Source organism: Fundicoccus sp. Sow4_H7 (genome assembly GCF_052115865.1).
Taxonomy (GTDB): Bacteria; Bacillota; Bacilli; order Lactobacillales; family Aerococcaceae; genus Fundicoccus_A.
In genome coordinates this window covers 1-21,381 of record NZ_JBQKME010000010.1, presented here as the reverse complement: position 1 = coordinate 21,381, position 21,381 = coordinate 1, and the positions used below count along the sequence as shown (strand labels likewise).

The window sequence follows — 21,381 nt, the reverse complement described above, 5'->3', positions numbered from 1 at the left end:
AAAATGATGAATAAAATACTGAAAAAGACACTTTCTGTACTAAGTGTAACTGCTCTAATTGCCTCAAGTAGTGCTACATTAATGGGGAATGTTGAAAAAGTTAGTGCTCAAGAGACAACAACTTTAACATGGTCAGTATGGGATAAAGATTCAACGGTATATTACACGCCCCTGATCGAAGCTTTTGAAGCAGAAAATCCTGATATCAAGATAGAACTCTTAGATTTAGGTTCAACAGATTATATGACTGTTTTAGGAACGCAATTATCTGGTGGCGATGATAGTATTGATGTGGTTTTAGTTAAAGATACTCCTGGATATGCTGCTTTGATTAATCGTAACCAACTTGAACCATTGAATGAGTTGGCTACTGAAGTAGATTTAGATCAATATAGTGGAACAGTGGAACAAATTTCAGTGGATGATACTTTTTATGCCTTACCATTTAGAAGTGATTTTTATGTCATGTACTACAATAAAGACTTATTTGATGCTGCAGGAATGGATTATCCAGTAAACGATATGTCTTATGAAGACTATAATGCCATGATTCGCGAGGTTTCAGAAAAAGCAAGCGAAGCTTTAGGAACCAAAGTGTACGGTGGACATTATCATGTATGGAGAAGTCAAGTTCAAATGTATGGTTTGCTTGATGGACAGAATACATTAGTTTCGACAGATTACTCATTTTTACAACCATTTTATGAAACTGTTCTAAGCCAACAAGAAGATCAAATTATCCAAGACTATGCGACTTTAAAAACGTCTAGCTTACATTATTCTGCAGCTTTTTATCAAAATAACATAGCAACCATGTTACAAGGTTCATGGTTTATTCCAACCTTAGCAACAGCTATTGCTAATGGTGACAGTGAAGAATTTGATTGGGGTATGGTAACGATGCCTTTACCAGATGGTGCAGAAATTGGTTCAGCATCTGGTACAGTAACAACGATGGGGATTAGTGCTAATTCTCAGAATAAAGAAGCTGCTTGGAAATTTGTAGAGTTTGCAACAAGTGAAACAGGTTCACAAATTATTGCTGAAACAGGAACGATGCCAGCGATTCAATCTGAAGATGTAATTGATATTATTGCTTCTACTCCAGGATTCCCAGAAGATGAAGCAAGTAAGAAAGCTTTAGCTGTTGTAAATACTTTCCTAGAAATGCCATTAGATGAACATTCAGCAGAAGTGGAAACAATTTTAAACGATGCCCATGATAATATTATGACAATGAACGCAGATATCGCTGAAGAATTGCAATATGCTTCAGAACAAGTAGCCGCATTAAAACAATAATTTATGTCGCTGGGAGGTAAGTCTTGGCTTACCTCTCTTTATATCTGAAAGGGATGAATAAGAATGCAAGCACATTCATTTTCAAACAACGAAACTTCACTTGAAGTTGCCAGAAAAAAACGAAAATTAAAAGAAAGTTTAGTTGCTTATTCATTTATTGCTCCAAATTTTATTGGTTTTGCTGTCTTTACACTTGTTCCAATAATCTTCGCTATTGTTTTATCTTTTTTTGATTGGGATGGAAGTAACCCAATGGAATTTATTGGTTTTGATAACTTTGTGCGTATGTGGAATGACCCTCGTGTCCATACTGCATTCTGGAATACCATTATTTATGCCTTAGGTACTGTTCCATTGACAATTGTGACATCCTTAGGTTTAGCGGTATTACTTAATCGAAATATCAAAGGACGTAATTTCTTTAGAACAATAAGTTTCTTTCCCTATGTTGCTTCTCTTGTAGCGGTTGCAGCTGTTTGGAATATGATCTTTAGTCCTGTCAATGGTCCTATCAATCAGATTTTAAATTATTTAGGGGTAGTCAATCCTCCAAGATGGGCTGCAGATAGGGATTGGGCGATGGTAACAGTTATATTCTTTAGTGTGTGGAAACAAATGGGCTATTATATGGTTATCTTCTTAGCAGGTTTACAGGGTATTTCAAGTGAAATGTACGAAGCAGCAGAATTAGATGGCGCTAGTAAGTGGCAACAATTTTTAAATGTAACATTGCCTCAATTAAAACCAGTGATATTTTTTGTATTGATGATTTTAACGATTAATAGCTTTAAAGTATATGATATTATTTATATGATCACACAAGGTGGACCAGGAACGTCTACGCTAGTATTGGTATATGAAATTTACAATACAGCTTTTAGAAATTGGAATCTGGGTTATTCAAGTGCGATTTCCATGCTATTATTTGTCGTGGTACTAATCGTTACGGTTATCCAATTTAGAGGCGAAAAGAATTTTGCTAATGAGTGAGAAAGGGTGAAAACAGTGAAAAAAAGCAATCCAGTTTCAAAAGTGTTTATATATATCGTTTTAGGACTTGTTACAATTACGATGCTTTTTCCATTCTTATGGATGCTTTCATCCTCCATTAAATTAGATAAGGATATTTTTGCCTTTCCGATCCAGTGGATACCAGAAAAACCTGTTTGGAGTAACTATGTTGATATTTGGACCCGAATTCCACTAGCAGCATTTATAAAAAATACCGCAAAAATAACACTGATTGTAACCTTCTTGCAATTAGTAACTTCTAGTTTTGCAGCCTATGCTTTCTCGAAGCTTAGATTTAGAGGTCGCGATTTTCTTTTCATGGCTTATATAGCAACCATAGCTGTTCCGTGGCAGGCTTATATGGTGCCGCAATTTATTATGATGCGAAATTTTGGCTTAAATAATACCCATTTAGCAATCATATTATTACAGGCTTTCTCTGCCTTTGGGGTGTTTATGATGCGGCAGTTTTATCAAGGTATACCAGATTCGCTATTAGAAGCTGCTAGAATTGATGGGATGAATGAATACCAAATCTATGCAAGGATTATGTTACCCTTATCCAAGCCTGCACTTTCGACTTTAACCATCTTTACTTTTGTTAATACTTGGAATGATTTTTTAGGGCCATTACTTTATTTAACCAGAGATGAGTTAAAGACTATTCAAATTGGATTGCGTATGTTTATTACGCAATACTCTGCAGAATACGGCTTGATTATGGCGGCGTCAGTTGTTGTATTGATCCCTGTCCTAGTTGTCTTTCTTTCCCTTCAAAAATATTTTGTCCAAGGAATTGCCTCTACTGGTGTGAAAGGTTAGTATATGAATGATAGTAAAAAGTAAAGCGAGGAGTCATTTGTATTGAAGCAATTGTGGAACAATTACCGACTATGGTTAAGTGTATTATTCACGATAATAATTCTTCTTTTCGTTGGATTAGCTGTCAAGAGTTGGCAACAACCAGATTCAACTTGGAATGTATATGGAATTAATTTATTACTGACGGATGAAGAAGCGGATGAGCTTATTTCATCGTTTGTTGACCAAATAGATGAGAAAAGGAAATCGGATTTTCAATATGATATGAAACTCGACTTAAATTTTTCAATAGAAAATGATCAAGTGGATGATTTAAATCAAATGGCGGTTTATACTGCACATACAGCAGCTAAAGAAATTGATTTTCTAATAGGGACAGAAGGAGAAATAGGCCACTATATTAAATTAGGTGGTTTTTATAATTTAAGCAATACCTTAACCGCCAAGCAATTAAATGAATGGCGAGAATACTTAGTAGCTTATTCAGGTGAAGCAAGTGATATGGGATTTTATGCGGTTGATTTTAGTGACTTGTTTCCAACCAATGCTGAGAATACTGATGAAAAAATTATTGGTGCAATACCGGTAAATTCAGAACACCTGCTTGTTTCGATTGAATTTATGGGATATTTATTTGAAGTTATAAAAAAATAAATAAGGGAGGAATCAAAGTGAAGAATCTATTTCGCCTAGACCATCCAATTTGGAAGATGATGAGCTTATTATCGGATTTCTTGCTTTTAACTTTGCTATGGCTGTTATTTTCTTTACCAATCGTAACGATAGGACCTTCAGTTGTTGCATTAAATCATACGCTTATTAAAATTACGCAGCAAAGTGGACAAGGGACCATCCGTGAGTTTCTTAATGCTTTTAAATCAAATTTTAAAGCGAGTTTATTCGTTGGGATTATTGTGTTGAGTGCTTATATTATCTTATTGTTTAATATTCGGGTACTCTTATACCAGACAGATCCTGCTTTAATTTTTATATTTTTTGTTTCTATTTTATTATTAATTTTACTTAGTTTTAATTGTTTTTATTTATTCCCAATGATGGCTACGACTAAAAATTCGGTTAAAGAAAACCTTGTACTGTCGTTTTACTTAAGTATCAAACATCTAAAATGGTCTGTTTTTTTATTTGTTTCACATGCCACAATGGTATTTATAACGGTCTATATAGCTCCCTATTTATCATTCTTTATAATCGGTGGAATGGCTTATGTCAATATCACTGTATATAATTTTATTATCAAAAATAGTTTCGTAAATTCAACAACTATTTTCTAAAGTTTATGAGGTGTTTCTTTGTATGGCTGTCAGATGCAAAGGAATGCTTTTTATTTACAATTAAATCAATAAAAATAATAACCCAACCATAAAAAGTTCTTCGGACAAAAATAAATATCTATGCTAAAATAATGTAAACGCATTCTATTAATGGGGAATAATCTGATAGAAGAAAATATTGTTCAAAAAAAATTAGATACTAAGATTAAGGCAATCATCCAACGAACAATGCAGATGGATTTAACATGGGATTGGGGAACTGGAGTCGCTTATTATGGAATTTGTCGATATTATGAATTGACGAAGGATGAGAAAGTATTGGCTCAGTTAAAATCACGTATCGATGAGGTGATAGAAATTGGATTTGTTGGTCAGTGGACAGTTAATAAATGTGCAATGGGACATTGTTAAATAACATTATATGAAGCGACGAATGATTCAGTTTACTGGGATCTAATACTAAGTAAGATTGATTACTTACAAAATGATGCCTTACGATTTGCTGATAATGTGCTACAACATACTGTATCGGATGGGAATGATTTTCCAACGCAAGCTTGGGCAGATACCTTATTTATGGCAGCCATGTTTATGTTAAGAGTCGGCGTTATCATTGAAGATGAAAAACTAATTAATGATGCTTTAAACCAATACTATTGGCATATTCAGTATTTGCAAAACCGTGAAACAGGTCTATTTTATCATGGTTTTGAATATTCTAGCCAAACCCATTTATCTGGTTTTTATTGGGGGAGAGCTAATGCCTGGGCAGCTTATACTTTATCACAAGTTGGTTGCTTCTTGCCTGGGGCTTATCTCTATCCACAATTTATGGATGTTCAAGGATCGTTAGATGAACAACTATCGGCATTAAAATTTCTTCAAACCGATAACGGCCTATGGCGAACAATTTTAGACGATGAAGAGAGTTACGAAGAAATTTCTGCTTCGGCTGGTATAGCTGCTGCCATGGTAGTATGGAATAATCCTCTACATTACAAGTATATTAGTAAGTCTTTGGAAGGGATATTAAATAATATAACAGCAGATGGTCGTGTTTTAAATGTATCTGCAGGAACTGCCGTTATGAGAGATAAAGCAGGTTATCGTAAGATTTCAAAGGACTGGTTACAAGGGTGGGGACAAGGGTTAGCTATTGTTTTTCTAACAGAAGTCTTATTCAGATACCCCTTTTTACAAGCTTTTATAAATATCCCTGCATTGACTACTAACGAGGAGGACGATGATGTTTTGGCTAGATTCGAAATTTCATCGCTTGATGACTAAAGTGTTTGATTTGTTAGTCCTCAATATTTTATTTTTCCTGTTTTGTATACCCTTGTTTACAATAGGGGCGAATCTCACTGCTTTATATTCAGTAACGATGCGACTAGCAAAAAATGACGCAGCTTACCCCATAAAACTTTACTTTCAAGCTTTTAAAGATAACTTTAAGCAAGCTACCATTTATTGGCTAATGTTTGTCGTTGTGGGATTTTTACTCTATTGGGATTATCAATTGATTAAAACACATCAATTGGAGATTCAATTTCTACCTTACTTAATTATCTTTTTTCTAATATTAATTGTCTTATATGCGCAAACATGCTTTCCACTTTTAGCTCAATTCCCAAATTATTTTAAAATACCTTTTATATCTTGATCGGTTTTTTACCACAAATAATATTAATCAGCTTAATGAAGATTTTGCCAACTATTTTAATGGTTTATTGGTTTCCAAGTCAGACTCCTTATCTCTTGATGTTTTATATGTTAATTGGTTTATCAACAACAGCCTATGTTCAGTCATTTTTATTAAATCGAATTGTTAGACAAGTATTATTGCGACAAAGCGCTGAATAAATTAGGAAAGTGAGAAATGATGAAAAGAAAACCCATTGTCGAGATTCGTAAATACAATTTACCTCGGGAATTTCCTGTCTTACTATTAAGTGGCGAGGAATGGTATATTTCTGATATTCCAGCAGAAGAATTACATTTTCATAATTGTACTGAGATTGGTTTTTGTTATTCAAATAGCGGAGTTATTGAAACAGCAGATTATGTTCATCCGTTTGAAAAAGGAGATGTAACTTTTATCTCAAGTGATGTAGCTCATACAACGTATTCAACGCCTGGCCAATTAAGTAAATGGGGATATTTATTTGTGGATTTAGAGGAATTATTATTTCCATATTTTTCATCTGTTTTATCGGATCCTTCAATTATGGAAGGATGGCAAAAACTTTCGTTTAACTTTTTTAAAATATTTTCTGAAAATGAAAATGAAGACATTGCTTTTCTAGTCCCTTTAATGATAAGTGTCTTGGAGGAGAAAAAAGCAAATTATCAGATGCTTTTTCGAAGTTTGATGTTATCATTTATATTGAAACTGATTGCTGAAAATTTTTCAGATAAAGTATCACCAAAACAAAAAGATATTGTCAAAAAAACTAGAATAGAATCGAGTGTCCATTTTATCCATAAAAACTATGCTGATAGCAATTTAAGTGTCAAGCAACTTGCGCAAATGCTCAATCTAAGTTTAACTCATTACCGTCGTTTGTTTAATGAAACCATGCATACTACGCCTTTGAGTTATATTACGAGTGTCCGGATTCATGCAGCTATGCGTCGTTTAAGTTCAACCAATGACTCGATATTAATGATATCAGAGGCAGTGGGGTATCAATCTATTTCAAGTTTTAACCGTCAGTTTTTAAAGTTAAATGGGCTTACTCCTAGTGAATGGCGTCAAAATACGACAGCGATCAAGGATCATCAATTAGTTGAATATAATGGTTGGCTAGTTCCGCCAGATAATTAAAAGGGTCGAAAGGCCCTTTTTTGCTATGTTCACTGAAAAAATGGTTGAAACTGCATAGTTTCAGACTCAAAATCATTAGATGGAGATGAATGAAAGCGCTACAATATAATTATTAAATAGAAAAAGGAGAATAAGCATGCTGGATGCTTAGAAAAAATGTATTGATGAAAATATTACTTTTAAGTTCGATGCAAATATCATGGAAAGAAGCGTTAAAATCAACAATCGAAGCAGAAATCAAACAATCGATTGAAGTGGATGAAAAGCTTTGTTTTGACGAGAAGAATAACATCTTCTTGTCTGATAATTCAATCGGGAACAATACAATAGTGTTATTGTTGTTAGATAGTCAGCTACTAGAGAATCAAAACCTTAGTGCTTGGATTGAAAACTTAAACAAAAGATCACAAAAGCTCATATTAGCTTCTTCTGCTGAAAGTGATTTTACAGCAAAAGACCGTGTTAAAACTCAGAAAATTGCAAAAACTAATGGATTAGCTTTTTATGATGTTAATCGTTATATTTCGCTGGCAACCGATAGTTTTTATAGTCGAGATGCAAAAAATCAACTAGATATCCCAACTGAAATAGTTCGTTTCCTAACTTTACGCTTAACAGACGTTATATCAAGCGATGATTTATTTAATCAATATTATTACGGTGCCTGTATGTATCCCGAGGTTTGGAGTCAAGAAGTCTTTGAAGAAGATGTTAAGCACATGCGTTCTATTGGAATGAACTTCGCTCGAATTGGAGAATTTATTTGGAGTGATATTGAACCTGAAGAAGGTCATTTTGATTTAAGCATTATAGAAACAGCCTTGAAAATTTATCAAGATAATCAGATTAGTGTGTGTTTATGTATACCGACACCGACACCTCCAAGATGGCTAACCGTTAAACATCCAGAATCAAAAATTGTCAATCTTGATGGGACAATTATGGAACATGGCTCTCGTCAACATGCTTGTACGAATAATCCAGATTATCAAAAATATGCTTATCGAATGACACGACAAGTATCAAAGCTAGCAGAAAAATATGATAATGTTGTGGCTGTTCAGTTAGACAATGAATTTAAATGCCATGTGGACTTATGTTATTGTGATAGTTGTCGAAATCTTTGGATAGACTACTTGAAAGTCCACTATGAGTCCATTGAAAAACTTAATGCTAGTTGGGGCACAGCCGTTTGGAGTGAGCGTTATGATCGATTTGAAGATGTCGTACTCCCAACAACCACACCTTTTTTGCATAATTCATCTTTAATGAATGCATTTCGCAAGTTTACAGCTGAGTCATTAAACGATTTTGCCCATAATTTAACACATTTAGTACGTTTAGAAACGAAAAAAGCTGTCACGCATAATACTGCTTTTGGCTTTAATTTACTAAATGATGAATTATTTGAAGATTTAGATATTGCAGGTTTTGATACCTATGCACCATATAGCGACTATCCTGCCTTTACCTTAAATTTAGACAGATGGCGGAATGTTCGCCCTAATCGAAATGAATTCCTTCTATTAGAAACATCAACTTCACATGCAGGGCACATTGAGAATTATATTTCTCCTGCACCAGAAGGTTGGATTACAGCAGAGTTATTTACTGGCTTTGCAGGGAATTTAAAAGCTTTTACTTATTGGCATTTCCGTAACCATGCCTATGGCGTTGAACAACCTCATAGTACTGTTGTAACGACTTCGGGTGAGCCAGGAGTCGGCTATGATGATGTCGTTAAAAATGGTCAGCTTTTAAAAGAAATGACGCCATTTTTAGACGAGAGTCGTTATCAGCCGGCGAAAATAGGATTTATGTATTCAGATCATGCTAAACGTTTTTACAATATCGATCATGGTGGCTTTTATAATCATCGTGGCTTGGTGACGGAGTATTATGGTTCATTGATTCGTAAAGGAATCAATTTAGAAGTGATTCATGAAACAAGCTCTTATGAAGATTTTGATCTGATGATTGTGCCGTTTATCCGCTGGGTTAGTCCAGAAATGCTCGTTAAACTTCAATCCTTTGTTGAAACTGGAGGGAAACTCATACTTGGGCCTATGACAGGGGACCGGACAGAAGAATTAGCTTGGCCAGTAAACAATGGGTTAGGAATTGTTGGTGAATGGCTACAATTAGATCAGATTAAGCAGTACTCAGTACAAAAGATTGACTTTCATGCATCCTATAAAGAAGAAGTAAATCCATTCGCTGGATTAGTTACGCGTTTTAATACCAACGACAACTGGACTGTTTTGTTTGAAGGGCAAAATCAAGATATCATCGCAGCAAAACGAAAAATGGATAAGGGCGAAGTTATTTATTTGGGTGGGTTACCACGCTTATTAAATGAAAGCAGCCTTTGGGATAGATTTGTTGATGAAGAAATACTTGTTTTTGAAACAGATCGCCAACTTTTACGTATTGGCGATGGCTTGAAAAAGTATCGTAGGGAAACTGAAAATTCAATTCAAATTTACCTATGCAATATGTCCAACGAAACGAAGGAATACTCACTACATAAGGCTAGTCATGATTTATTGACTGGAGCAGAATTAACAGCAGGACAAGTATCATTACAAGCGTATGAATATCAAATATTAGAGTTTGAAAAATCATTGTAATAACAAATTTTTTTACAAAAGAATCTAAGAATCGCTTTTTGATTTTTAGATTCTTTTATATTATATAAAGGAGAATTGGAATGTACAAAATAAATATCACTGTTCCTAAAAATCCTTATATTCTACAAGATTTTCTGACAGAAGGATTCTATTCTGCTAACAGTCATTATTTTACAAAAGATGGTCAACCATGGATTCCGATTATGGGAGAATTTCATTATTCAAGGTATCCCAAAGAAGAATGGGGGCAAGAACTTTGGAAAATGAAATCAGGTGGCATCGAAATTATCGCAAGCTATGTTATCTGGATCCATCATGAAGAAGAAAAAGGGAATTGGCTAAGTCATGAAAACTATGACTTAAGGTACTTTATTGAACTCTGCCATAAGTTAGAATTGAAGTTTTTTTACGCGTTGGTCCTTTTGTACATGGTGAAGTAAGAAATGGTGGCTTCCCTGATTGGCTTTTGGAAGAAACCAATGATATTCGAACAAACAATCCAACTTATCAATCCTATGTTCAGAAGTTTTTTACTAATATTTATTCGATGGTAAAAGGTTTGTTTGATAAAGAAGGGGGTCCGATCATCGGTATTCAAGTCGAAAATGAATATGGTCATGTTGGTGGTGATAATGGACCAAATGGTGTAGCGCATATGGAATGGCTATATGATAGCTTGAAAGATATCGGCTTTGAAGTTCCTTATTATACTGCGACAGCATGGGGCGGAGGGATTTGGGTCAATGAAATGTTGCCAGTTTTTGGTGGCTATGTTGAATCACCTTGGGCGCAGACTACTGCAAAAATTGCGCCAAGTAAAAATTTCCTTTTTCATGCAGTCAGAGATAGTGATGACATAGCGAGTGATTTTCAATTTACACACCGAGTTGATGGACAAGATGTTGCAAAATACCCTTATACAACGGCTGAATTGGGGGGAGGTCTTCAGGTTACCCACCATCGCCGTCTCTATATTGATGGGGTTGATATTGCCCAGCAAGCAATTGCTAAATTTGCATCTGGTGCTAATTTGCTCGGTTATTATATGTATCATGGCGGTTCTAATCCGATTGGGAAGTTATCGACTTTACAGGAAAGTAAAGCCACAGGATATCCGAATGATTTACCGATTATTTCTTATGATTTTCAAGCGTGAAAAGATTAAGCAGATTGAATTGGGTGTTAATTTAGAAAATGAAGAGATTCAAGTCCCTATGTTTGATCTTGATAGTAATGAAGTTCGTATACTACCCTATAATTTAACCATTAATGGGAGTATTGTTAAAGCTAGCAACGCTCAGTTATGGGGTATGATTGACAACACACTCATCTTTGTCCATCCTAATCCTGAAAAAGCTGAGATTATTTTCGAAGGGCTAGTACCAAAGTATTTGATTTTAACGAACCATGAAATTGAAAGAAATTTCATCTTTAACAAGCAATTATATGTATCAGATTCTGACTGTTTTATATTTGATGATGAACTTATCTTGGAATATGATAAACCGACAAGTATAACAGCTTATCCATCCATGAAAAAACAAATTATAACAGTTCCATTTCCTACAAAATCATCTGTTGAAGCTGAGTTAGTAAAGGGGACAGAAGATGTAAAGGTTTATCAATTGAAGCTGTCATATCATCCTCAAGTGAAAAAGCATCTGTTAAATATTAACTTTATGGCTGACCGCTGTGAGTTATGGCAAGGAAATGATTTAATAGCAGACCACTTTATGATTGACGGCAATTGGAAAGTTTCATTGCAACGTTTTGATAATCCAAGTGAATTAATTTTGAACATATTTAAACCAACCGAAGACGTCTACTATGATTTTAAAGATATGAATCCAGATTTGGTGGAATTAAGGAGTATTGACATTATAGAAGTTCACCAAACAATCATTAGTTAATAAAAAATTCACAGTCACTGTCAGACAGCGACTGTGAATTTACGATTATTTAAAATGCATCTTTAAAGCATCTGCTTCTTGGTCATTAATTTTAATCACACTACCATGACGTTTGATGGTTTTCCCAAAATCATATTCATCCGACTTAAGTGGCTTAAATTCACCAGATGCTAAATCTGTCGATAAGGCAATGGAGTAGCCAGTTCCTTTTTTGAATTGATCTGTAATCAAAGCCCAGGTGACGCCGTCATCTAATTGATATATTTGCGGGCCTTCCACTCCTTCTAATTGTTCCAAGTAACTTGAATGAATCGGGTTATAATCACCAGTTAAATCAGTGCTTCGGTCCATAAAAATGCGACTATTTTCTTCATTTTTAGTGAATCGATAATAAAATCCTTGGTCATACACAATTGTCGTATCAATCACATCTTCTGTTTTTTCAATAAATAACTCTGGATTTGTAAATATCACGAAATCTTTTGTATATGCATAAAAAATACAATGTTTACCTTTAACTTGAGAGGCCCAAAAAACTAAAAAAGACTCTTTATAATCGTCATAAATAACTTCAGGCGCCCATAAGTTACCCGCTTCTTGAGGGGCTAATGTTACAGAACGTTCCTTAGTCCAATGAATTAAATCGTCAGATTCCCAAACGAGAATATCGCGACTGCCAGAATGAATTGCAGTTTGCCAGCCTAAGCCTTTTTCAATACGTAAATCTGTTGCAATAATAAAGTATTTATTATGTTGTTCATCATAAATAATAAAAGGATCACGTGCTCCTTTTTCACCGATTGAAGATTTTAAAATAGCTTGACCTTGATTAAGGTCTTCAAAGTTTAAGCCATCATTACTTAAACTAAAGTAGACTTGCTCTTCATCAGGTCCTTCACCGATGAAATGAACAAAAAGATACGGCATAATATACTCTCCTCCTTATTATAATTATGGATTATTCTAAATAAAATACTTCTAGTAAAGGAATAGAAACGGGGGAAGAATCAGGATTTGTATCCATGATATCCTCCATATATTCCCACCACTTTTTCATCAATGGATGTTTAGGGAGTTGGTTATACTTATCAAGGTCATCGACTTCTAAATAAGCAAATAATTGATTAGTTGATGAATGTAAATGAATCGAATAATTACTTACAGTATGTTCTTTGAGTAAGCTTTGTAATTCAGGCCAAATTTCATCGTGTCTCTTTTTATATTCAACTTCCATATTTTCTTTCAGTGACATAACAGATGTAATACGATGCATACTTTTACTCCTTTACAATTAATTTAATATGATGTTTTTCTAAATATTCTCGCCAAGCAATGTTAGGCTTGGTGTCAGTGACAATAATGTCAATTTCATCTACAGAAAAAAGATTAACAAACGACGTTTGATCAAATTTTGAAGAATCCACTAATAATATGATTTTCTTAGCACGTCGCATCATTTCGCGTTTGATATCTACATCCAGTTCATTAGAATCCATTGCAAAACCATTTTGAGAAATGGCTTTACAACTAAATACAGCATAATCAGCATTAAATTTAGACAGAGATTGTATGGCAAGACTACCCACTAATGAAAATGAATTTTTACGGAGTGTCCCCCCGGTAGAAATGAAATTAATACTCGTTGAATTGAACATATATAACAAGTAAGAAGAGTTAGTAATAACTGTTGCTTCACTTAATGAATTATCAATCCGTTTGATTAATTCAAAAACAGTAGTACTTGCATCTGCCATCAGTGATGCTCCATTCGATATTAATTTAACGGCTAAGTCTGCAATTGTTTCTTTTTCTTTTGTATGTTGGATATTACGTGTGGTATAGGGTAAATCTTCTTTAATATTTTCTTTTGCTGTAGCTCCACCATGTACTCGGTTGATTAAACCATTGTTTTCAAGTTTCAATAAGTCACGACGGATGGTTTCCTCAGTAACATTTAAATGTGACGCGAGTTCAGAGACAGTCACTGACTGTTCACTAACGATACGGTCTAATATGATTTTTCTTCGATCTACTGCTAGCATAAAAAACACCTACTTTACTGTTTAAAATAATTTTAAACAATAATGCTACAATTTACAAGAATAAGGTTGGCAAAAATTGGGGAAATGTTTTATTTTTATTTTAATTATTTGTTAATTTTGAATAATTTGGTTTTGTATACTATAATTATTATGTAAACGTTATTAACCAAAAAAACCCAAACAAAGAAAGGACGGTTAAATTTGTCTTACCACATTGCTGTAGATATTGGAGCTTCGAGTGGTAGATTAGTACTCGCTTCATTCAATGATAACAATTTAAAATTAAAAGAAATTCATCGTTTTAAATGGGAGTATTTTAAATACTGGTTTTGATTAAATTTACCTAATGACAAATGCGTTAAACAGAACAGTAGCTGATGTATTCGATACCTATGTTTATATGTTAGGTATTACTCAAGGGGCATATAGTTACAGTACGGCAGTTGGTCTATTCAAATCCGTTGTCGGTGTCATTTTGGTTTTTGGGACTAATAAATTAGCCAAATATTTTGGTCAGTCAGGATTTTATTAGGAGGTAAAAAAAATGCAAGATAGATTTAATACACCACTTGGAAAAGTGTTTGATGTTTTCAATTATATTGTAATTGGCGTTCTAGGCTTGACGATGATATTGCCTTTTATTTATGTATTGACTGCTTCATTTGTAACAGAAGCAGAAATTTCTATGCGTCCTTTTTTTCTCTTTCCCAAAACCTTTACCTTAGAATCCTATAGATATATTTTTTCGACCAATACTTTTATGCGTAGTCTTTTGGTAACTATCGTTGTCACGGTTGTAGGAACACTCGTACAATTAATTATGACATTCACTTTTGCTTATCCGTTATCGAGAAGACAGATGCCAGGGAGAAATACAATATTAAATTTAATTATTTTTGCTATGCTATTTTCAGGTGGAATGATTCCAACATTTTTATTTGTGATAAGTTTAGGGCTTATTGATTCTTATTAGGCTTTAATTTTGCCAGGTATGATTAATCCATTTAATTTAATGATTATAAAAAATCATTTTCAAGAATTACCACTAGAACTTGAAGAATCAGCTAAGATGGATGTTCTGATCTAGGTGTATTTTGGAGAATCTTTTTGCCTCTATCTAAACCGACAATTGCAACATTTTCTCTATTTTATGCTGTTGGAATTTGGAATAATTTTATGAGTGGACTCTTATATTTAAATGATAGTACTAAATGGCCAATACAAGTATTACTACGTCAAATTACAATGAGCTCCAATGCTGCAAATGCTATCGGAATATTGGATCCAAATTATATTCCACCAGAACAAGGAATTAAATTCTCTGTAATTGTTGTAGCGACCTTACCAATTTTAGTATTTTATCCTTTTTTACAAAGACATTTTACAAAAGGAAAGCTAGTTGGATCGGTTAAAGGATAAAAAAGAATGAAAATAACGTTTTTGTTATTTTCATTCTTCAGCTTTTGTAAAGTAATGTTTACGATATTCTCCCGGCGTTAAGCCGGTTTTCTTTTTGAAAATCCGATTAAAATAACTACTATTATATCCAACTTGTTGAGCCACGTCATTAATTTTCCGGTCCGAACTAATTAATAAATGTTTTGCATGACTGATTCTAATATCGGTTAAATACTCAATAAAGTTAATACCGACAATTCTTTTAAATTCTCTACTAAGTGTATATTGATCGATACCTAATTCTTGTGCACTGGCCTCAAGTGATAAGTCAGTCTCATGAAATGATTGATGAATATACTCTTGTAATGCAATAATTTGATCTTCATAAAATCGGATGATTAAACCATCTAATAATTCGTCTCGGCTAATATAATCATTTGGATATATATGATATTGTACGAGAAAAGCTGAGATTGCATCATATAGTTGCTTAATGGACTCGATTAAATGAAGTTGAATCTTTGAATGATTCATTATTTCAATAATAAAATCTGTTAATAGTTTTTTCGCTTCATAATTGTTATCGTGTTTAATTGCATTGATGATTAGTTGCTGATATTGATGAGGGTATAGCGGGAGATCAGCAATCCAATTATCTTCTACTAAAATTTGATTTGAATGTTCAATTTTTTGGAATAGTCGTATACCTAACAATTCATTATAGTAATAAGGTAAAGAGAGTAGTTCTGCAGAGGGATTAGTGAGACAAACGGTGACAAACCTTTTTATTATTAGATTAATTGTATCAAATAATTCCTTGAAATATATATTATCATCTTTGTATCGAAAATCAAAATTTGGAATAAAAATATAGATAGTATTTTCAGAAGCACTTAAAGTAGCATATTCAGTAAAATGTTTTTTGGATATGTCTTCTACTATATTTTTAAGAATAAAAGCATTAAAATTCGATGGAATGTTACTGTCATTTGGATTGATAAAATCCGTTAGTTGTAAACAAATAAGTCGATATCCTTGATTTAAGTTTTTCCAACCATTTTGTTCGAGTAATTTTAATAATTCATCTTCAGCCTGAATAATTCATACTTTTAAATATTGAGTTATTTTAGTCGTTATTTTTCAATTTTGGATCGTATTATTGAAACTTACATAAAGTATAGATATAGATCCAAAAAACGAAATTTATACTAATTACCGCTCAAACTTAAGCTAGACACCACAAAAAACAATAAAGAAATTTTTAATAAAATTATGATTATCAGTTATACTTTCCATACTATCTGCTTCAACAAGATAATTTTCATAAAATTTGACAATGACTATTATGCATGTTATTTTAAAGCCATAGATACAAAAGGAAGTGTACAGGTGATAGCATCCATGAGATTACGCAAATAAATGGCAATAGAAAACAGGCTCAATTTTCTAGATGAAATTGGCTTCTTTGTCATGCGTAACAATCTTATCGTGCGAAACCTATAAAAGAATACCCATCTGAACACAGGAGGGGTCTCTTTTCAGTACGCTTAAAATAAGACAAACCATGCAGATTGAAGCCGGCTAGCCTTCGACCTGTATTTTTTATTGCCCAAAATCAAGTTAATACAAATGGACAAATAAAATACAGGAGATGAGTAAATGAACCAATTAGTTATTGAACTCAAAAATATAGAAAAAAGTTATCAGAATAAAGACATTTTACAAATAGAGAATCTAAAAGTATATGAAAATCAAAAAATCGGAATAGTCGGTCGAAATGGTGAAGGCAAGAGCACCTTATTAAAACTAATTTCAGGTGAAATAAAACCAGATATCGGTGAAATAAACACCAAAATAGATTTTCAATATTACCGTCAAATCGAATCCGAAATCCAACCAGATTTCACAAAAATAGATGCGGAATATCTTTCGCGACTGAATGTGCCGGAACATAATATTCAACATTTTAGTGGAGGCGAACAGACAAGAATGCGGTTAGCCGAGTATTTCTCTATCTATCACTTTGGCTTGATGATGGATGAGCCAACAACACATTTGGATCGAGAAGGGATTCAGTTTCTGGTGGACCAGTTGAAATACTACTATGGCACCTTAATCGTAGTGAGTCACGACCGCTACTTTTTAGATGAAGTTGTTGATATAATTTGGGAAATTCATGAGGGTAAAATCACAGTGTATAACGGTAATTATTCAGATTATCAGGTACAGAAAGAACAAGAACGAATTGAGCAAGAAAATGCCTATGAGAATTTTTTAAAAGAAAAGAACCGCTTAGAAAAAGCCGCGAAAGTTAAACAGGCTCAAGCGGATAAGCTGAATCAAGTCAGTACAAAACAGAAAAACAAAGCCGTCAACCCAGGTAGACTAGGCTCTTCCAAACAAAAAGATACGGTACAAAAGGCAGCACATAAAGCCGCAAAAGCAATTGAAAAAAGAGTTGAGCAATTAGATGAGGTCGATCAGCTACAAACGGACAAAATAATTCAGTTTCCAACACCTAAACTACTTGAAATCCATAATGACTTTCCGATTATGGGGCAGGATGTGACCATTAAAAAAAGTGACAAAGTTCTCTTTCATGAAATTAATTTCCAGTTTCCGCTTGGAAAACGAATTGGTATCGTGGGACCAAATGGATCTGGGAAATCGACACTGCTTCAACATATTCTAGAAGAAGGTAGTGGGATAACGCTCTCTAAGAAAGTCGTCTTTTCAACTTATAAACAGATGGCTTATCAATTGAGTGGAGAAAAATCAATGGTAGATTATTTGATGGAGGATACCGAGTTTACAGAATCAATTGTTCGGAGTGTATTAAATAATTTAGGATTTAATCAAGGGGAAGTATCCACAAAAGCGATTAGCGATTTAAGTGGTGGGGAAGCGACCCGTTTAGTTATCGCAAAACTCTTCACGGATCCAAGTAATGTCATGATCTTGGATGAGCCAACCAATTTTATAGATGTGCAAACAATTGAAGCTCTAGAAAACCTAATGAAGAGCTATAATGGAACAATTTTATTTACGTCACATGATCAATACTTTACGAAAAATATCGCTGAACAGATATGGGAAATTAACAATCAGAAATTAGAATTAATCGAATATTAAACAAAGAAGTCTCCTTCGTATCGAGGGAGACTTTTTTAGAGGTTAATATTAACCTAATAATTGAATTTTTTTAATGGTTTCACTTTTACGTTTACGTAATATATTTTGAACGTCATCTACTTCATTATTCATGTCTTCGAGCATGGCAATATTTCTACGGATGGTATCGCGAGTATTCCAATCAGAAAAAATATTATCGAAGAAAATATCAAATGCACGCGACATTTGGCTTAATTCTTCATAAGCGAGAGATGTCTCTAAATCAACATCTTTTAACTCTTTTTGATAACGCTCCAAAGCACGTTCTAAATAAGCCAACTCTTTTTCTGCTTTATCGATTTTGTCATATTTCATCAAGTCAATAAAAAAGCTATCCGTAAACATATCCCAAGTAGCCATTGAGTTCGCGGAATCTAATTCTTTTAAAACACCGTTAATTTCATCAAGAACTCGTTCACCAGCTTCAATCGCTTCATTGATTTCTTTTTCTTCTTGCTCTAACTCAAGCTTTTCTTTCTCTTGCTTCGTCACTTGTTCTCTGAAAGACGGATTCGATTGCATTAAGTCTTCACGTAATAGGTTTAACTCTTCCTCACGACGAAAAACTTCTTCATCCAGTATATCAAGCAGCTCATGTGCAGACTCTAATAGAGTCGCAGCTCTATCCAATTCAACTTTTGCGTTGACTTCTTCTTTCTTTTCTTTATCCAACTTCTCATCATATGTACCTAAAATATTTTGAACAAATGTCGAAAGAGACTGCTTTTCTAACCGAGCAACATCTTTCTTTTCTTTGTGAAATTGGTCTAGCGCAAACTCATAGTTGCGGTATTTTTCCAAAAGGTGATCAGCTGCAGTTAACCTTTTCTTTAATAAACTTTTGAGTTCGATATCCAATTGTTCGTACTTTTGTAGCATATGATCCCTCCAATAATTTTTATCCGTTTTTATGTATACTTTATTATCTCACAGGAAGCGCTTTTTTACATCAGCCTAAAGAACCTGAGTAACTCATACCTCTAATTTAAGAGGCTATTTTACAAAATTAATCTGTGTGTTGAGTATTTTTTTAACTTTGTAACTTAATTCGTTCAATTTTTACAATCTAGTTATTTCAAATGTGACTTTTTACTTTATGATTCCTAATTTTGCGCACACTTCTCCCTAGGTACGTATAACTTTTCAAAAAATTAGAAGTTGTTAAATATATTGTCGAATCCGTCGGATTCGCCTAAAGATATTATAGAACTCTTCTTGATAAACATGGGAGCTAGACAACTTTAAATACATTTGTCTGGCGGTTCGTACTAATTTACCAGCGACTTTAAATAATCGAAATCGAATGGTATTCACTTGGAGTCCTCGCCACTTTTTATCAAAACAACAAGTCTTTAGGAAGTTGAAAAGATTATACGCTAGAACACTTACCATCATACGAGCGTAATTCTCAATGAAATGTGGACTATCTGTTTTATCAAAGAAGAAGCTATTTTTTGCTTCTTTAATATAGTTCTCCATTGTGCCGCGTTTCTTGTACGTTTCAAATACTCTTTTTGCGGAGATACTTTCTGAAAAACTTGTGACAATAAAAGCGTGACTGAAAAGTAATTCACCTGCTTCTCGAGTTGAACGAATACACACTCGATGCGGTTTAGACCAAGAAGCGGCTTGGTATGAAACAGAATGAAAATAAACTTCTTTTTCTTCCCAAGGATGGTTATCGTCATAAAATAAAAATTCTTCGGCTAAACGAGCTAAATTTCGATTGCTTTTCAAACGAATGACATACTGATTATTAGACTTCTCACACAATTCATAAATATCAGGAGTGGCGAAGCCACTATCGCCACGAACTAAAATATCAGTCGTTGGAACCGCTTGGCTATAGTGATCTAACAACGGTTCAAGAAATTCTTTAACGCCATTCGAAGTATATTGATTGCCTGGACGAAGCTTAGCTTTTAAGAAATCACCCGTTAAGCCATCAAATGCGACTATAGGATGGTAACCCGTTGTTCCATAGTGGGCATTATAATCGGATAGCTCTTGGTTACCGAAGGTATCTGAATGCGTTGAGTCTAAATCAATGATCAGATTTGTATCGTTGCGAACTAAACGGGCTTGATCAATTAAAACTTGATTGAATTTCTGTAAATCTTCAATTGTCTCTTCAGATATCCGATCCCAGAATCGAGAGATCGTCGGTTGTGAAGCCAAAGGCTCGTCTGAGGCGAACGTTAATAGAACGGGATCATACTGTAAAATATCTGCAGAGGTGTCTGCTTTATAACCTGCATTTAGTTGAAGAATGAGCTGTTTTAGGATTTTAGGATTCGTATGTGTACAGTATTTTCGATCATCATTAAAAGTAATTATTGCTTCAGAGAGCTGAGTAAAATGGAAAGCATCCATCAACTCATCCATGAGGGTTAAACCAGAATCACTGGATAACTGACCACCATCATGAGAAACGATTAAACTATTGTTGAATTTTATGGTATTTTCTTGTAAAGTAACCATTGAGAGAGCCCCTTTCTGTGGTTGTTTGTAGTGAAGTAACCATATCAGAAAGGGGTTCTTTTTTCATCACCTAATGGGTGATGAAGCAAATAAATGTAAAAGCGATAAAGTCAACGTTGACAAAGATTTTTAGAAGAACTATGAATTATTCAGGTTCAGAGTAATAATTAAATTCATTTCGTATAATTCGACTGATTAAACTTTGTTTAGATTTTTGTTGATTTTGTGAGCTAACTTCGAGCAGTTGATTACGCTCATCGAGTAGATTTTCCCATTGATTTCTTAAATACTTGACGGCGATGGATGTAGAATAGTCAAAATTATCATCAACTTTTACAATATCTTTCAAGAAATCAAAAATCGGTTGATATTGTTTTTTTGAATGATGAATTGTAAAATTAAGTGCGACAAATAAAGAAACCCATAACAGGTTCGTGTAAGATGTTAGTAACGACAAAAACATACACACGGAGGTCTGTTATGAGCTACGCACAT

The 21,381-nt window shown here is 33.9% G+C and carries 18 protein-coding genes and 3 pseudogenes; 14 read left to right on the top strand and 7 right to left on the bottom strand.

Features of this window, described 5'->3' with window-relative positions; genetic code table 11:
* Positions 1-3 precede the first annotated feature (3 nt).
* From ACTQ54_RS09630 to ACTQ54_RS09580, 11 genes and pseudogenes are all read left to right on the top strand, one after another.
* Positions 4-1,302 carry an ABC transporter substrate-binding protein gene (locus tag ACTQ54_RS09630; RefSeq protein WP_441756338.1) on the top strand — a complete coding sequence of 433 codons (1,299 nt, stop codon included), beginning with the start codon at positions 4-6 and terminating at the stop codon, positions 1,300-1,302.
* A gap of 63 nt (positions 1,303-1,365) precedes the next feature.
* The gene (locus tag ACTQ54_RS09625) at positions 1,366-2,292 is read left to right on the top strand and encodes a carbohydrate ABC transporter permease (protein ID WP_441756336.1); all 927 of its coding nucleotides are present in this window, start codon (positions 1,366-1,368) and stop codon (positions 2,290-2,292) included.
* Between the two features lie 81 nt (positions 2,293-2,373).
* Positions 2,374-3,135, top strand: coding sequence for a carbohydrate ABC transporter permease (locus ACTQ54_RS09620; protein WP_441756443.1), 762 nt, complete (start codon positions 2,374-2,376; stop codon positions 3,133-3,135).
* Between the two features lie 42 nt (positions 3,136-3,177).
* Positions 3,178-3,789, top strand: a complete 612-nt coding sequence (locus ACTQ54_RS09615; protein WP_441756334.1) for a hypothetical protein — start codon at positions 3,178-3,180, stop codon at positions 3,787-3,789.
* Between the two features lie 17 nt (positions 3,790-3,806).
* Complete coding sequence (locus ACTQ54_RS09610) at positions 3,807-4,427, top strand: DUF624 domain-containing protein (protein ID WP_441756332.1); 621 nt, start codon at positions 3,807-3,809, stop codon at positions 4,425-4,427.
* Positions 4,428-4,577: 150 nt separating this feature from the next.
* Positions 4,578-5,714: pseudogene (locus ACTQ54_RS09605) on the top strand (glycoside hydrolase family 88 protein).
* The gene (locus ACTQ54_RS09600; RefSeq protein WP_441756330.1) at positions 5,671-6,090 is read left to right on the top strand and encodes a DUF624 domain-containing protein; all 420 of its coding nucleotides are present in this window, start codon (positions 5,671-5,673) and stop codon (positions 6,088-6,090) included. Before ACTQ54_RS09605 ends, ACTQ54_RS09600 begins: the two are co-directional and overlap by 44 nt.
* A 216-nt stretch (positions 6,091-6,306) precedes the next feature.
* Positions 6,307-7,254 carry a helix-turn-helix domain-containing protein gene (locus tag ACTQ54_RS09595; protein WP_441756328.1) on the top strand — a complete coding sequence of 316 codons (948 nt, stop codon included), beginning with the start codon at positions 6,307-6,309 and terminating at the stop codon, positions 7,252-7,254.
* Between the two features lie 143 nt (positions 7,255-7,397).
* A complete protein-coding gene (locus ACTQ54_RS09590) occupies positions 7,398-9,884 on the top strand; it encodes a beta-galactosidase (protein ID WP_441756326.1) in 2,487 nt (828 codons plus the stop codon).
* An 80-nt stretch (positions 9,885-9,964) separates the two neighbouring features.
* Positions 9,965-11,040: pseudogene (locus ACTQ54_RS09585) on the top strand (beta-galactosidase).
* Positions 11,003-11,794 (top strand): hypothetical protein, encoded by a 792-nt coding sequence (locus ACTQ54_RS09580; RefSeq protein WP_441756324.1) that lies wholly within the window; start codon positions 11,003-11,005, stop codon positions 11,792-11,794. Before ACTQ54_RS09585 ends, ACTQ54_RS09580 begins: the two are co-directional and overlap by 38 nt.
* Positions 11,795-11,839: 45 nt before the next feature.
* Here ACTQ54_RS09580 and ACTQ54_RS09575 read toward each other — a convergent pair whose 3' ends face one another.
* Genes ACTQ54_RS09575 through ACTQ54_RS09565 form a run of 3 tightly spaced genes read right to left on the bottom strand, consistent with a single transcriptional unit; the run spans position 11,840 to position 13,836 of the window.
* Positions 11,840-12,721: a glycoside hydrolase family 43 protein gene (locus tag ACTQ54_RS09575; RefSeq protein WP_441756322.1), complete on the bottom strand. Its 882-nt coding sequence runs from the start codon at positions 12,719-12,721 to the stop codon at positions 11,840-11,842.
* Positions 12,722-12,752: 31 nt separating this feature from the next.
* The gene (rhaM, locus tag ACTQ54_RS09570) at positions 12,753-13,067 is read right to left on the bottom strand and encodes an L-rhamnose mutarotase (RefSeq protein ID WP_441756320.1); all 315 of its coding nucleotides are present in this window, start codon (positions 13,065-13,067) and stop codon (positions 12,753-12,755) included.
* 4 nt (positions 13,068-13,071) lie between these two features.
* A complete protein-coding gene (locus tag ACTQ54_RS09565; RefSeq protein WP_441756318.1) occupies positions 13,072-13,836 on the bottom strand; it encodes a DeoR/GlpR family DNA-binding transcription regulator in 765 nt (254 codons plus the stop codon).
* A gap of 346 nt (positions 13,837-14,182) precedes the next feature.
* Between ACTQ54_RS09565 and ACTQ54_RS09560 the strand changes: the two genes are divergently transcribed.
* Together ACTQ54_RS09560 and ACTQ54_RS09555 are read left to right on the top strand one after the other, a co-directional pair.
* Entirely contained in the window at positions 14,183-14,368 is a 186-nt protein-coding gene (locus tag ACTQ54_RS09560; RefSeq protein WP_441756317.1) for a hypothetical protein, read from the top strand.
* A 12-nt stretch (positions 14,369-14,380) separates the two neighbouring features.
* A pseudogene (locus ACTQ54_RS09555) lies at positions 14,381-15,255 on the top strand (carbohydrate ABC transporter permease).
* Positions 15,256-15,285: 30 nt separating this feature from the next.
* On the opposite strand, the gene ACTQ54_RS09550 reads toward ACTQ54_RS09555, so the two are convergent.
* Entirely contained in the window at positions 15,286-15,948 is a 663-nt protein-coding gene (locus ACTQ54_RS09550) for a helix-turn-helix transcriptional regulator (protein ID WP_441756315.1), read from the bottom strand.
* A 945-nt stretch (positions 15,949-16,893) separates the two neighbouring features.
* Here ACTQ54_RS09550 and abc-f point away from each other — a divergent pair.
* A complete protein-coding gene (abc-f, locus tag ACTQ54_RS09545; RefSeq protein WP_441756313.1) occupies positions 16,894-18,366 on the top strand; it encodes a ribosomal protection-like ABC-F family protein in 1,473 nt (490 codons plus the stop codon).
* A 48-nt stretch (positions 18,367-18,414) separates the two neighbouring features.
* On the opposite strand, the gene ACTQ54_RS09540 is transcribed toward abc-f, so the two are convergent.
* From ACTQ54_RS09540 to ACTQ54_RS09530, 3 genes are all read right to left on the bottom strand, one after another.
* Positions 18,415-19,284 carry a hypothetical protein gene (locus ACTQ54_RS09540; RefSeq protein WP_441756311.1) on the bottom strand — a complete coding sequence of 290 codons (870 nt, stop codon included), beginning with the start codon at positions 19,282-19,284 and terminating at the stop codon, positions 18,415-18,417.
* A gap of 282 nt (positions 19,285-19,566) precedes the next feature.
* Positions 19,567-20,886, bottom strand: a complete 1,320-nt coding sequence (locus ACTQ54_RS09535; RefSeq protein ID WP_441756309.1) for an IS1380 family transposase — start codon at positions 20,884-20,886, stop codon at positions 19,567-19,569.
* Positions 20,887-21,031: 145 nt separating this feature from the next.
* Positions 21,032-21,343, bottom strand: a complete 312-nt coding sequence (locus ACTQ54_RS09530; RefSeq protein ID WP_441756307.1) for a hypothetical protein — start codon at positions 21,341-21,343, stop codon at positions 21,032-21,034.
* Between the last annotated feature and the right edge of the window lie 38 nt (positions 21,344-21,381).